The sequence below is a fragment of the Amycolatopsis antarctica genome (genome assembly GCF_002262875.1).
Lineage (GTDB): Bacteria > Actinomycetota > Actinomycetes > Mycobacteriales > Pseudonocardiaceae > Amycolatopsis > Amycolatopsis antarctica.
The window spans coordinates 137,602-150,331 of record NZ_NKYE01000003.1 but is presented as its reverse complement, the minus strand read 5'-3'; the positions used below and the strand labels follow the sequence as shown (position 1 = coordinate 150,331).

Below are 12,730 nucleotides of genomic sequence, written 5' to 3'. Positions count from 1 at the left end.
ACGCCTCGGGAATCGTTCTGTGGCCGGGATCCGCCGCTCATGCGGAATCACCGAGCAGGTCCCGCAACCGCGCCCGTGCCCGGGATATCTGCGAGCGCACGGTGGGCTCGGCAACGCCCAGCAGTTCGGCGGCATCGGCCACCGTCAGATCGCCGAGCAGGCACAGTTCGGCCGCCCGGCGCTGCGCGTCCGGGAGTCTGCGCACGGCGTTGACGACGGCCCGCAGCCGCTGTTCCCCGTCGAGCCTCTCGGCGACGCCGTCGGCGTGATCGGGTACGACCGGAGGGTCCGGGACCCGCCGCAGCAACCGCGACCAGCGCCCGCGCCTGCGCCCCTCGGTGCGCGCGAGGTTCGCGATCACGGTGTAGAGCCACGGCAGCGCGCTGTCACGGACCAGGGTGATCTCGGTGCGCCTGCGCCACGCCGTGAGAAACGCCATGGAGGTGAGATCCTCGGCCACACCCCAGGAACCCGTCATCCGGTAGGCGTGATTCCAGACCGCCCGCGCGTGCCGCTCGAAGAGCTGCGAGAACGCGAGATCGTCGCCGTCCGCGGACCGCCGCCAGAGTTCGTGGTCCCCGCTCTCACCGTCGGCGTCCGCCGGGGTCCCGTCCCCCGCCACACGCGCGGATCGTTCCCTGCCTGGTGGCATCAGCGCCGCCGATCTGGGTGTCGATTCGGTAGTCACACCTGGATGTGACCGGCGAGCACCCGGTTGTTGCACCCCGGGCCCGTCGAATCCGCCGGATCAGCTCTCGCCGAGGGTCCGTTGCAGCGCGGAATGCGCCTTGCGGGCCATGTCCTGCACGGCGGCGCGCCGCTCCGCGTCGGCGGCGTAGTCCTCCTGCCGATCGCGAACCACCCGGGCGGGTGAACCTACCGCGATGGCGTAGTCCGGGATGTCGCCCCGCACGACGGCGTGCGCGCCGAGTACACAGCCCCGGCCGACGCGGGTGCCGCGCAGCACCGAGACCTTCGTCCCGATCCAGGTGTCCGGCCCGATACGTACCGGCGACTTCACGATGCCCTGGTCCTTGATGGGCCGGGTGATATCGGCCGTGACGTGGTCGAAGTCGCAGACGTAGACCCAGTCGGCGACCAGCGTGGCCGCGCCGAGTTCGATGTCGAGGTAGCCGTTGAGGACGTTCTGCCTGCCGAAGACGGCCTTGTCGCCGATCCGCAGGGAACCCTCGTGGCAGCGGATCGCGTTGCCGTCGCCGATGTGCACCCAGCGGCCGATCTCCATCCGGCCGTACCCCGGACGGCAGTGGATCTCCACGTTCTTACCGAGGAACAACATGCCGCGGAGGATGATGTGCGGATTGGCGACGCGGAACTTCAGCAGCCGCCAGTAGCGCACGAGATACCAGGGGGTGAAGGCCCTGTTCCGCAGCACCCAGCGCAGCGAGTCCACGGTCAGGAACCGGGCCTGCTTCGGATCGCGGCGCGCCCGCCGCCAGGCACGCACCCGGGAAACGGCGGGCGAACCCCACATCGACGTCATGGCCGGAAACCGTAACCTGTCACCAGGGCCTCACAGCAAGGGAGCGGCATGGCGGCGAAGTTGATCATCGACACCGACCCGGGTGTCGATGATGCGTTCGCGATCGCTCTCGCGGCGGTGAGCGAGGACGTCGACCTGATCGGCGTCACCACCGTCTTCGGCAACGTGCCGCTCGCGGCGACCACCGCCAACGCGCGAAGGGTGCTGGCGCTGTGCGGCCGCGAGGACGTACCGGTCGCGGCCGGTGCCGAGCGGCCACTGGTCCACCCGCACCCGCACCGGGCCCGCTACGCACACGGGGCCGACGGGCTCTCCGGCCGCTCGTCCGCCCTGCCCGAACCGTCCCGCGCGCCGGAGACGGCCGACGCGGTGAGCCTGCTGGCCTCGTTGCTCGACGCCGCCCGGGAACCGGTCACCATCGCCCCGATCGGCCCGCTGACGAACATCGCCGCCCTGCTCGCCGCCCACCCCGGCGTCCGTTCCAAGATCGACCGGCTGGTGATCATGGGTGGCGCGCTCGGGCACGGGAACACCACGGCCGCGGGCGAGTTCAACATCTGGAGTGACCCGGAAGCCGCGCACCGCGTGCTCTCCGGCGGCGACGTACCTGCCGTGCTGGTGCCGATGGACCTCACCTACCGCTGCGCCGTGGACCTCGGCTGGCTCGGCACGCTGGAGAGCTCCGGACCGCTGGGGGCGGCGTTGCGGGCACTGACGCCGGACTACCAGGAGCACTACCGCAAGGCCCTCGGCTGGGACGGGCTGGTGCTGCACGACGCGGTCGCGGTCGCCGAGGCGATCAAACCGGGAATCCTGGTCACGGAAGCGCTGCCCGTACAGGTCGAGTGCGGTTTCGGCCCGGCACGTGGTGCGACCGTGGTCGACAACCGCAGGCCGGAACTGCGCGCGGACACCGAAGGGCAACCCGCCGGAGCGACAGTGGACGTGGCGATGGAAACGGATCTCGACGGGCTCAGGGCCTTCGTGCTCGACCGTCTCGCGATGGGCAGGTCATGAACGAGAACGAGGAAACCGGTACCGAGGGCGTCGAGCGGACGGACGAGGCGGCACCCCCCGCACCTCCCGGTGGGCGCAGGCGGCGACTGCTGGTGATCGGTGTCGCCGCCGCCGTGGTGGTGGGGATCTTCGTGGTGGCGCTGCGGGTCGCGCCGCAGTCCGAACCGGCCACCACCGCCGCCGGCCCGTCCCCGGCCGCGCAGGAGAGTGCCGCACCGCCGGCGGCCCCGTCGAGCGCGCCGCCCGCCGACACGCAGACCCCCGCAGCACAGCAGCCGCCGGACGAGGGGCCGCAGTTCGAGAGCTGGGTCGGCGAGGTGGCGGGCTGGCTGGACATCCCGCAGCGCGCCATGCACGGATACGCGCTCGCCACCGTCACCATCGGTCAGGAGAAGCCCGGCTGTGAGCTGTCCTGGGTCACGCTGGCGGCGCTGGGCAAGGTCACCAGCGACCACGGCCGGGTCGGCGGCTCCGCCATCGGCGACGACGGCACGATGATCCAGCCGCTGGACACGGTCGCGCTCGAGGACTTCTCCGGCGCGTCGATCTCGGTGCCGGGAGCGGCGGGGCCGATGCAGCTCTCGCCCGCGATGTGGGAGACCTTCGCCGCGAACGCCGAGGGCGCCGAACCGCGGAAGCAGAACATCGACGACGCCGCGCTGACCGCCGCCCGCGCACTCTGCGACGAGGACCGCGACCTGGCCGAGGGTGGCGACTGGCTGGACGGCGTCACCACCTTCCAGAAGGCGCCGCTGTTCCAGCACCGGGTTCTCGCCACGGCGAACGTCTACGGCACGGTCGGCCAGGACGCGACGCCGCCGAACCCGGCGGCGTTGCAGGCGGTGAACTTCTCGATCGACAAGATCGGCCTGCCCTACGTCTGGGGCGGCAACGGCGAGGAGAAGGGCGATCTCGGCTTCGACTGCTCGGGTCTGACCACCGCCGCCTACGGCAGCACCGGGATGACGCTGCAGCGCACCGCGGACTGGCAGTTCCGGAGCGTTCCGCTGATCCCGGCGGGCGAGGAACCGAAGCTGGGCGACCTGATCTTCTACGGCGTCCCGGACACGAAGATCCACCACGTCGGCATCTACATCGGCAACCAGCAGATGATCGACGCGCCGACGTTCGGCCAGGCCGTGCAGGTGCACCCGTACCGCACGGACGGCGACGACTACGCCGGAGCCGGCCGCCCGGCCTGACCTTCGGTTCCCGGATACCCGGCAGCCACAGGTATCCGGCATCTTTGGCGTCCCGGACCGCAATACGTCGACATATTGCGGTGTCCGGGGGCAGGGTCAGTGGAAACGGGCGACATAGCGGCGTTGCCAGGGAGTCTCGACGGCGCGGGGGTGGTAGTGCTCGCGCACGTAGGCGACCGCGCGGTCCGCGGGCACGCCGTCGAGGACGGCCAGGCAGGCGAGCGCCGTCCCGGTCCGGCCCCTGCCACCACCGCAGGCCACCTCGACCCGTTCGTCCCCGGCCCGCCGCCAGGCACCGACCAGTGCGGCGCGCGCGTCCGCGTCCTCCCGGGGAAGCCGGAAGTCGGGCCACCGCACCCAGATCGACGACCACGGGACGGCGGGCGGCGGGGTACCCAGCAGGTGTACCGCGAACTCGGGCGAGGGCCTCTCCGGCAACGGCAGGCGCAGACCCCGGCCCCGCACGACGACGCCCGAGGGCAGCCGCATCACCCCGGCACCATTGGCCTCCCATTCCCCGGACATCGCGCCAGTATAGGAACGACGGCGGCCGGGGCAGGCGTTCTCTGCGATGATCGGCTCGACGCGATCGCCACATCCACGCCCTCGTGACACCCGCGGTGGAAAGGACAGCCATGACGCCGGCGCCCGACGACTTCAACGCACGCATCATCGACGAGTTCCGCGCCAACGACGGGAAGGTCGGCGGCCCCTTCGCGGGCGCGCCCTTGTTGCTGCTGCACAACACCGGGGCGCGCAGCGGAAAGGAACACGTCTCGCCGGTGATGTACCTGGCCGACGGCGACCGGTACGTGGTGTTCGCCTCCAAGGCGGGCGCCGACACCAATCCGGCCTGGTACCACAACCTCAGGGCCAATCCCGAGGTGAGCGTGGAGGTCGGCACCGAGACGGTACGAGTGCGCGCCGTCGAGGTCGAGGGCGGGGAACGGGACACGCTGTACGCCCGCCAGGCCGCCCTCTACCCGGGTTTCGCGGAGTACGAGGCGCGGACGACGCGGGTGATCCCAGTGATCGCCCTGGTGCCCGAGACGTCCTGAGGCGCTACCGGCCGCGAGCGGAGATCTGCTGCACCACCCAGCCGTCGCCGTCCGGGTCCTCGAAGTTGAGGAAGCCGACGTTGTCCAGTGCGTCGCCCTCGCGGCGAGTTCCTCGCGGACGTCGCGGACGTCGGGGACGTCGGGGACGACGAGTTGCAGGCCCCGCAACGAACCCGGTGCCATGTCGGCCAGGTCCCGGCTGAGCACGATCGAGCAGCCGGAGCCCGGTGGGGTGAGCTGGACGACGCGGGGCCCGCCGTCGACGGAGGTGTCGTGGTCGAGGTGGAAACCGAGCCTGTCGCGGTAGAACTCCTTGGCACGGTCAACATCCGACACGGACACCGTCACCACTTCGAGCGTCCATCGCATGACGGTCCCCTCTCCTTCGCGGCCGTCGCGTTCAGTACGGCCTCACCGGGCCAGGTGGGCAACCGGATCGTGGAACGGCGGGTGCGCGACAATCCCGTCATGCACACCACGGTCGCCGTCCCGGCCTCTCGCACCGACACGGTCACGTAGCCGTGCTGTTCCTCGTCCTCGGCGTCATCGCGCTGTGCCTGTTCGCCGTGGGCGTCGCCCGGGATCGCAGGCGGCTGGGCAACGGCGTGTACCTGCTGTTCGCCGTGGTGTTCCTCGGACTCTGGGCGCAGGCGGCGACGACGGAGGTCTCCGAGCTGCTCGGGTTCATCGCCGCGATTCCGCTGCTGATCTCACCACTGCTGGTGCTGGCCCTTCCCGGATTCCTGATCGCCAACGGGCTGACGATGCTGCGCAGGGAGGGCCGAAGGCCGGCCAACCTGCTGTCGCTGGCGGCCGGGGTGGGGATCATCGGCCTGTTCGCCCTGCTGATCGTCGCGGTTCTCAGCCGCAGCGCGTGGCTGATCACCGTGGCCGGGTCGCTCTCTCTCGTCGTCGGCTACGTCGCGTTCCTGTTCACCAGTTTCCTGCTGTACTCGTTCGTCTACGGCCGGATGACGCTCCGGAAGGGCATGGACGCCATCGTCGTGCTCGGTTCCGGGCTGGTCGGCGGTTCCCGGGTGCCGCCGCTGCTGGCGAGCAGACTGGACCGTGCCGCCAGGCTGCACGGCGCGGAGAACGGTGCCGGACGCGACCCGCTGGTGATCACCTCCGGCGGGCAGGGACCCGGTGAGGACGTGCCGGAGGCGGTCGCGATGGCCGGTTACCTCGTACAGCGCGGGGTGCCGGAGGAACGGATCGCACGCGAGGACCGCTCCACCACCACCCAGGAGAACCTGCTGTTCAGCAAGGCGCTGCTGGACGATCTGGGCGTGGACTCCCGGATGGTGGTGGTCACCAACAACTTCCACGTGTTGCGGACCGCGGTGCTGACCCGGCGCCTCGGCCTGCGGGCCGAGGTGGTGGGTTCGCCGACGGCGCGCTATTTCCTGCCCAGCGCGATGCTGCGCGAGTTCACCGCGCTGTTCGTGCAGTACCGGACGGTGAATGCGGTGATGTGCACCGGACTGGCAGCCATTCAGCCGCTGGTCCTGCTCGCCGCGCGCTAGGTGTACTCGTGATGACGTTGGTGTCGCCCGGGAATCGCGGACCGGGCGTGCGCGGCCAGGCAGGCAGGGGCCTCAGTCCGCGGGCCGGATCTCCACGCCGACCGGGCCACCCGCCGCGCGGCGGAGTCCGCCGGAGCGGATCAGCCGATGCAAGCGGGTCAGCCCGACGAACCTGAGCAGGGCGGCGAACTCCCGGAACTTCCAGCCGTACTTGGCGGTCATCGCCCGGCGCACCGGGCCGAGTTCGGCGGGCGGGAGCAGCCGGGCGAGCCCCTCGACCGGTTCGCCCGCGCCGGCGTCGACCACACCCCTGCGGTCGCAGGGGACGAGCGTGACGCGCGCGGTGTGCCGCAACCGCCGGACTTTGCCGGAGGCCGCGGGTGTCCACACCACGAGCCGGTCGCCGTCCGGGGCCGCCCACACAGCGGTCGCCACCGGCGTGCCGTCCCGGCGGAACGTGGTCAGCGAGAGGAACTCGGCGTCGGCGAGCGCTTCGGGGAAACCGGCGTTCACGGCCGGCCGCCAGGGTGGGCCTTCGTGTTCACTCTCTTCTCCACCCGGGCACCCTGCCACAGTCCGGTCCTGCGAGTGGCCGGGCGCGGTGGCAGGCGAACCGAACGGCCAGTCACTCGGCCCCCGGAACATCCGCCTGTGAAGCCAACATCCATAGGTCAGCGACTGCTGTATTGTCGTCTGAATGCTGACCTATGAGGACCGGGACGCCGCGGAGACCCGGGAAGCCGCACTCGCCCGGCTGGGCCGCGCCCTCGCCGACCCGACGCGCTGCCGGATCCTGGTCAGCCTGCTCGACGGCCCCGCCTATCCTGGCGCGCTGGCCGGCACACTGGAACTGACCAGGTCGAACGTCTCCAACCATCTCGCCTGCCTGCGCGGGTGCGGACTGGTGGTGGCCACCTACGAGGGCAGGCAGGTTCGGTACGACCTTGCCGACCCGCACCTGCGCACCGCGCTGGAGGAACTGGCGAAGGTCGTGCTCGCCGTCCGTCCGGAAGCCCCCTGCGAGCACGGGGCGTGAACGAGCTCGCGCCGACCAGCGGCGGAACCTGCGACGAGGCCTGCCGCACCGCGCCGCCGTCCGCGGACCGGCCGAGACTGGTGCGCCGGGTGCGGCTGCTGGTGGCCGCGACGATCGCCTACAACCTGGTCGAAGCCGCCGTGGCCCTCACGGCGGGCAACCTGGTCTCGTCGACGGCATTGATCGGTTTCGGCCTCGACTCGGTGATCGAGGTCGCCTCGGCGACGGCCGTGGCCTGGCAGTTCTCCACCGCCGACCACCGCGCACGGGAGCGGACGGCGTTGCGCGTCATCGCCCTCTCCTTCTTCGCGCTCGCCGCCTACGTGGGCACGGAGTCGGTACGGGCACTGGCCGGAGGCGCGGAGGCCGGGCACTCGACGGCGGGGATCGTGCTCGCGGCCGTATCGCTCGCGGTGATGCCCTGGCTCTCACTCGCCCAGCGCCGGGCGGGGCGGGCGCTGAACTCGGCGAGCGCCGTGGCCGATTCGAAGCAGACGATGTTGTGCACCTACCTGTCCGCCGTGCTGCTCGGCGGACTGCTGCTGAACGGCCTTCTCGGCTGGTCGTGGGCCGACCCGCTGGCCGGACTGGTGATCGCGGGCGTCGCGGGCGTCGAGGGCGGGCGGGCCTGGCGCGGTGAGTCCTGCTGCTGAACGCTCCACCGGACGAGACCGGGAGCGAGGGCGAGGAAGCGGCGCCTCGGAGGCGCGAGAGCACTACGCGCCTCCGAGACACCAAGACCTTCCCGGTGACTCCTACCGGGCGTAGTGGATGAGGAACCACCGGGTCGGCCCGTCCGGACGAAACCGAGGCCCCTACCCCGGTACATCGTCGGCAGGCATTCGGCACCGGTGGCCGATAGGTGTGGTCAGGGATCGGCCGTTCACCCGATCGGACCAACGTTAGCCACGGACGGATCTACCTGCCCGCAGAGGGCCGCGTCGAGTTGCGCGCTCCCGAACACGCCGCCAGGGTGAGGAGGCCGGGCGTAGGGACCTCCTGGACCCGACGGCAAAGGAAACATCGCTGCGATGAGCAAAGATGTGTTATTCGACGGAAATCCCGTCCTCGAATTCTCCGACGAACACGACCGGCGCAATTTCATCCGCTGGGCGGGTCTCGTGGGAGCAGGCGTCACCCTGGCCGCCGGCACCGGATTCGGTGCACAGGCATTCGCCGCACCGGCACCGGGCAACGCCACCCAGCGCGACGCCACCGATATCGACATCCTCAACTACGCACTCACCCTCGAATACCTCGAGGCGGACTTCTACACCCACGGAATCAGCGCGGGGATCATCCGCAAAGAGCGTGAGCTGGAACTGCTCACGCCGATCCGTGACCACGAGCAGGGCCACGTCACCGGCATCACCGAGCTGATCACGAGCCTCGGCGGCACCCCCGTCGCGAAGCCGAAGATCACCTACCCCGAGGCGACCTTCCGTTCCAGGCTCAGGTTCCTGCGCCAGGCGTCCGCGTTCGAGGAACTCGGTGTCACGGCCTACCACGGCCAGGTTCCGCTGATCAGCAGCCCGGACGTGCTCGGTGCCGCGGCCTCGATCGCCGGCGTCGAGTCGCGGCACGCCGCGATCGTGGCGACCCTGCGGCTGGCCGACCCGTTCCCGCGGCCGATCGAGGAGAACCGGTCAATGGAGGACGTGGTCGCACAAATCCAGCCATTCATCGGAAGCGGAAAATAGGAGCCGGGCATGAATCGTCTCGACCTGGTCAAGGGACATATGACCGAGATGCCTGGGCAGACCGCGCTCACGGCATTGAACAACCGCTGGCACCTGGCGAAGTCCGGCGATTTCGCCGATGACGTCGAGGTGATGAACTACGCGCTCACCCTCGAATACCTCGAAGCCGAGTTCTACCGGCAGGGCAACTCGGCCCATTTGCTGCACGGTCGCGAATACCTCTACCTGAAGCGGGTGGAGGAGGACGAGAAGTTCCACGTGGACTTCCTGACCAAGGCGATCAAGCAGGTCGGTGGCACTCCGGTGGAGGCCCCGAAGGTCGACTTCGGTGCCGCGTTCGAGAGCCGCGAGACCTACCTGAAGACCAGCCACACCTTCGAGAACGTCGGTGTCGGCGCCTACCTGGGCGCCGCGGGCTTCATCAAGGACAAGACCATCCTGCAGGCCGCCGCCGGCATCTTCGGCGTCGAGGCGCGGCACGCGGCGGTGGTCGGCGACCTGCTCGACCTGCCCGCCGAGGGCGGCGTCTACATGGGCGCCGTCGAGACGCCCAAGACGAAGCAGGAAGTACTCGACCTCGTCGCACCGTTCCTGCCCTGACCGGGCGGAACATCCCCCGACGGCCGGGCCCCGCGGATCAGTCCGCGGGGCCCGTGCCGTTCCCGGGGGCCCCCGTGGCCGGGATCCGTTCGGCCCGGCACAGGTAGGCCACCGGGGATCGTCCGACCCTGGTGAGCACCACCGTCGCCTCCTCGGTGCCACGCGGTTTCATCCGGCGGCGCAGAGCGTCCGGATCGACGTCAAGGCCGCGGATCAGGATCTCCAGCCTGCCCACCTCGTGCCGGCGCAGGATGGATCGCAGGGACTTCTCGCTGTAGGGGCCGTACTCGGCGATCCGGAAGGCGCGTACGCCCGGCGGCGGGGTGTCCCCGGTGAGGTAGGCGATCCGCTCGTCGAGCTGCCAGAGACCGTGCCGCGCAGCGTAGTGCCGTACCAGTCCGGCCCGCACCACGGCGCCGTCCGGATCGACGATCCACTCGCCCGGCGCGGCCGAGGGCACCTCGTCCGGCTCCTCACCGGCGATCGTCCACTGTGTACCGTCCGAACCGAGGACCGTTGCCCTGCGTGCGGTCCCGGCGAGGCCACCCGTCCACAGGCAGGCCTCGCGAACCTGGCCGTCCAGCGACACCAGTTCCACCTCGTCCGCCCACGGCGTCAGCGCCGGGTCGAGTCCGGGCGCGCACTTGACCACCAGATCGCGCCCCCGGTGAACCTCGGCGAGTTCGTCCAGCGGAGGCAGCAGATCGGCCGGCCGCCAGGTCCGCCTGCCGCTGCCGTCCCGCCGGGCCGGATCGGCGACGACGACGGCGCCGGTACTGACCGGGCGCAGGGCGTCCGCACGCAACACGGTCGCCGCGACCTCCGCCCGGCCGCAGTTGTGCCGCGCCATCGCCAGCCGGACGGTGTCCAGGTCGGAACCCACGCACCGCCGGGCGACCCTGGCCAGTTCGACCAGATCGGCACCCACCGAGCAGGTCACGTCGTGCACGTCCCTTCCGGCCAGCCGGGCGGCACGGTGGCGGGCGACCGGGGAGGCACTCGCCTGCTGCAGCGCGTCGCCGGTGAACAGCCAGTCCGCCGAACCATCTATTTTGGACGATGCTTTTCCGCGCAGCACCAACGTTTCCAGTACCGCCGCCGCGTGGCGTTCCCCGGCCACCCCGCGGACGACGGCCACATCGGCGATCCGGTCGCCGGGACGCAGCGACAGTCCCGCGCACGCCCGCAGCGCCGCCACGCCCTCCGCGGAGCGGAGGAAGGCGACGTCGGCGTCGGAGAACGGGTAGGCCAAGGCCTCAGGGCTCGACGGGGGCCGGCGGCTTGGTGCCGGTGATCATCACGTTGTAGAACAGCTCGCGGGGCAGGATCTTCGCCAGCAGCGCCTTGTCCACGGCCGAGAGCCGCAGCCACGCCTTGTAGGCGAACAGCCGCCAGCGCACCGTCAGCTTCTCCTGCGGCACGGCGGCCTCGAAGGTACGGATCGGCCAGCCGACCAGCGCGGCCGCGAACTCCTCGGTCACCGCGCGCACGTCCACCGCGCCCGCGCCCAGTGCGGAGCGTTCCAGTTCGGACGGGTCGAAGGTGTGGATGTCCACCACGGCTTCCAGCGCGGCCGCCCGTGAGGACTCGTCGAGCTCGGCCTGCGGCCTGCGCCAGGAGTTGAGCGCGGGCAGCCTGGTGACGTTGGTGGTGAGCCACCAGGTGAGCTGGCCCAGCTTGCGCGCGTAGGTGTCGCCGATCCTCGTCGGCTCCCCGGCGAAGACGAACCGTCCGCCGGGCTTGAGCACGCGCAGCACCTCGCGGAACGCGGCCCGCACGTCCGGGATGTGGTGCAGTACCGCGTGCCCGACCACGAGGTCGAAGGTGTCGTCCGGATACGGGACGCGCTCCGCGTCGGCCACCCGGCCGTCCACGTCGAGCCCCAGGTTCCCGGCGTTGCGCAGCGCGACCCGCACCATCCCGGGCGACAGGTCGGTGACCGAACCCTTTTTGATCACTCCTCCCTGCATCAGGTTGAGCAGGAAGAAACCGGTGCCACTGCCCAGTTCCATGGCGTGTTGGTACGGCTCGTCCGCCTCCCCGGCGACGGCGTGGAACACCTCGGTGGCGTAGGTGATGCAGCGTTCGTCGTAGGAGATGGACCACTTCTCGTCGTACGTGCCCGCCTCCCAGTCGTGGTAGAGCACGTTGGCGAGCTTCGGGTCGGCGAACGCGGCGCGCACCTCCTCGGCCGTGGCGTGCGGGCGCGGGTCCGGATCGGCCGCGCCACCACCGGGCGCGCCGTCGAGCGTGGTGTCGTCGAGCTGGGACATGTCGATCACTTGCCCTTGAAGGTCGCCTTGCCGGGACCGTTGTCGACGAACGAGCGCATGCCGTTCGCCTGGTCCTCGGTCGCCCACAGCGCGGCGAACAGGTTCGCCTCCAGCTTCAGCCCGTTCGCCAGGTCGACGTCCAGCCCGCCGTCGATCGCGGCCTTCGCGGCCTTGAGCGCGACCGCGGGGCCCTCGGCGAACTGCGCGGCCCACCTGTGTGCCGCGGCGTAGACCTCGTCCGGGGCCACCACCTCGTCCAGGATGCCCAGCGCCAGCGCCTCCTCGGCCTTGACGAACCGGCCGGTGTAGATCAGGTCCTTGGCCTTGCTCGGGCCGATCAGCCTGGCCAGGCGCTGTGTGCCACCCGCGCCGGGGATGATGCCGAGCTGGATCTCCGGCTGGCCGACCTTGACGTTGTCGCCGCCGATGCGGCGGTCCGCGGTCAGAGCCAGTTCCAGGCCGCCACCGAGCGCGTAGCCGGTGATCGCGGCGACGGTCGGCTTGGGGATGGCGGCGAGCGCGCTGAGCGTGTTGGTCAGGTCGGCACCGAACTCGGTCATCTCGACGTAGGTCCGGGCGGCCATCTCCTTGATGTCCGCGCCACCCGCGAAGGTCTTCTCACCGCCGTAGAGGATCACCGCGCGCACGTCGTCCCGGGTGGAGGCCTCCCGCGCCAGCCCGGCCAGTTCGGCCTGCACCTGGTTGTTGAGTGCGTTCACCGGCGGACGCTCCAGCCGGATCGTGCCCACGCCACCCTCGACCTCGAGACGTACGAACTCGCCCACGCCGCGTCCTCCTCGATGACTCTGCCGGC

General features: G+C 70.8%; 15 protein-coding genes and 1 pseudogene. 8 read left to right on the top strand and 8 right to left on the bottom strand.

Annotated elements, in window-relative coordinates:
* Window positions 1–37 precede the first annotated feature (37 nt).
* On the bottom strand, window positions 38–652 hold the full coding sequence (locus CFN78_RS06565) for an RNA polymerase sigma factor (protein WP_094861705.1): 615 nt from the start codon (window positions 650–652) through the stop codon (window positions 38–40).
* A 96-nt stretch (window positions 653–748) separates the two neighbouring features.
* Window positions 749–1,504, bottom strand: coding sequence for an acyltransferase (locus CFN78_RS06560; RefSeq protein ID WP_094861704.1), 756 nt, complete (start codon window positions 1,502–1,504; stop codon window positions 749–751).
* A gap of 48 nt (window positions 1,505–1,552) precedes the next feature.
* On the opposite strand from CFN78_RS06560, the gene CFN78_RS06555 reads away from it, so the two are divergent.
* Window positions 1,553–2,521, top strand: a complete 969-nt coding sequence (locus tag CFN78_RS06555) for a nucleoside hydrolase (RefSeq protein ID WP_094861703.1) — start codon at window positions 1,553–1,555, stop codon at window positions 2,519–2,521.
* The gene (locus tag CFN78_RS06550; RefSeq protein WP_094861702.1) at window positions 2,518–3,723 is read left to right on the top strand and encodes a C40 family peptidase; all 1,206 of its coding nucleotides are present in this window, start codon (window positions 2,518–2,520) and stop codon (window positions 3,721–3,723) included. Before CFN78_RS06555 ends, CFN78_RS06550 begins: the two co-directional genes overlap by 4 nt.
* A gap of 96 nt (window positions 3,724–3,819) precedes the next feature.
* On the opposite strand, the gene CFN78_RS06545 is transcribed toward CFN78_RS06550, so the two are convergent.
* The gene (locus tag CFN78_RS06545) at window positions 3,820–4,248 is read right to left on the bottom strand and encodes a protein-tyrosine phosphatase family protein (RefSeq protein WP_094861701.1); all 429 of its coding nucleotides are present in this window, start codon (window positions 4,246–4,248) and stop codon (window positions 3,820–3,822) included.
* 110 nt (window positions 4,249–4,358) lie between these two features.
* On the opposite strand from CFN78_RS06545, the gene CFN78_RS06540 reads away from it, so the two are divergent.
* Window positions 4,359–4,781, top strand: coding sequence for a nitroreductase family deazaflavin-dependent oxidoreductase (locus tag CFN78_RS06540; RefSeq protein WP_094861700.1), 423 nt, complete (start codon window positions 4,359–4,361; stop codon window positions 4,779–4,781).
* A 153-nt stretch (window positions 4,782–4,934) separates the two neighbouring features.
* On the opposite strand, the pseudogene CFN78_RS29725 reads toward CFN78_RS06540, so the two are convergent.
* Window positions 4,935–5,150, bottom strand: a pseudogene (locus tag CFN78_RS29725) (VOC family protein); the annotation flags it as partial.
* A 152-nt stretch (window positions 5,151–5,302) separates the two neighbouring features.
* Here CFN78_RS29725 and CFN78_RS06530 point away from each other — a divergent pair.
* Window positions 5,303–6,307 (top strand): YdcF family protein, encoded by a 1,005-nt coding sequence (locus CFN78_RS06530; protein ID WP_094861699.1) that lies wholly within the window; start codon window positions 5,303–5,305, stop codon window positions 6,305–6,307.
* A gap of 72 nt (window positions 6,308–6,379) precedes the next feature.
* On the opposite strand, the gene CFN78_RS06525 is transcribed toward CFN78_RS06530, so the two are convergent.
* Entirely contained in the window at window positions 6,380–6,820 is a 441-nt protein-coding gene (locus CFN78_RS06525) for a PPOX class F420-dependent oxidoreductase (protein WP_205660448.1), read from the bottom strand.
* 184 nt (window positions 6,821–7,004) lie between these two features.
* On the opposite strand from CFN78_RS06525, the gene cmtR reads away from it, so the two are divergent.
* The 4 genes from cmtR (at window position 7,005) to CFN78_RS06505 (ending at window position 9,643) form a co-directional block, all read left to right on the top strand.
* Window positions 7,005–7,343 carry a Cd(II)/Pb(II)-sensing metalloregulatory transcriptional regulator CmtR gene (gene cmtR / locus CFN78_RS06520; protein ID WP_094861697.1) on the top strand — a complete coding sequence of 113 codons (339 nt, stop codon included), beginning with the start codon at window positions 7,005–7,007 and terminating at the stop codon, window positions 7,341–7,343.
* Window positions 7,340–7,996 carry a cation efflux transmembrane domain-containing protein gene (locus CFN78_RS06515; RefSeq protein ID WP_205660447.1) on the top strand — a complete coding sequence of 219 codons (657 nt, stop codon included), beginning with the start codon at window positions 7,340–7,342 and terminating at the stop codon, window positions 7,994–7,996. Before cmtR ends, CFN78_RS06515 begins: the two co-directional genes overlap by 4 nt.
* Before the next feature lie 378 nt (window positions 7,997–8,374).
* Complete coding sequence (locus CFN78_RS06510) at window positions 8,375–9,043, top strand: ferritin-like domain-containing protein (protein ID WP_094861696.1); 669 nt, start codon at window positions 8,375–8,377, stop codon at window positions 9,041–9,043.
* 9 nt (window positions 9,044–9,052) lie between these two features.
* Complete coding sequence (locus CFN78_RS06505; protein WP_094861695.1) at window positions 9,053–9,643, top strand: ferritin-like domain-containing protein; 591 nt, start codon at window positions 9,053–9,055, stop codon at window positions 9,641–9,643.
* A 37-nt stretch (window positions 9,644–9,680) separates the two neighbouring features.
* On the opposite strand, the gene CFN78_RS06500 is transcribed toward CFN78_RS06505, so the two are convergent.
* Genes CFN78_RS06500 through CFN78_RS06490 form a run of 3 tightly spaced genes read right to left on the bottom strand, consistent with a single transcriptional unit; the run spans window position 9,681 to window position 12,701 of the window.
* Window positions 9,681–10,895: a class I SAM-dependent methyltransferase gene (locus tag CFN78_RS06500; protein WP_094861694.1), complete on the bottom strand. Its 1,215-nt coding sequence runs from the start codon at window positions 10,893–10,895 to the stop codon at window positions 9,681–9,683.
* A 4-nt stretch (window positions 10,896–10,899) separates the two neighbouring features.
* Window positions 10,900–11,916 carry a class I SAM-dependent methyltransferase gene (locus CFN78_RS06495; protein ID WP_094861937.1) on the bottom strand — a complete coding sequence of 339 codons (1,017 nt, stop codon included), beginning with the start codon at window positions 11,914–11,916 and terminating at the stop codon, window positions 10,900–10,902.
* Between the two features lie 5 nt (window positions 11,917–11,921).
* Entirely contained in the window at window positions 11,922–12,701 is a 780-nt protein-coding gene (locus tag CFN78_RS06490; RefSeq protein ID WP_094861693.1) for an enoyl-CoA hydratase/isomerase family protein, read from the bottom strand.
* Window positions 12,702–12,730 lie beyond the last annotated feature (29 nt).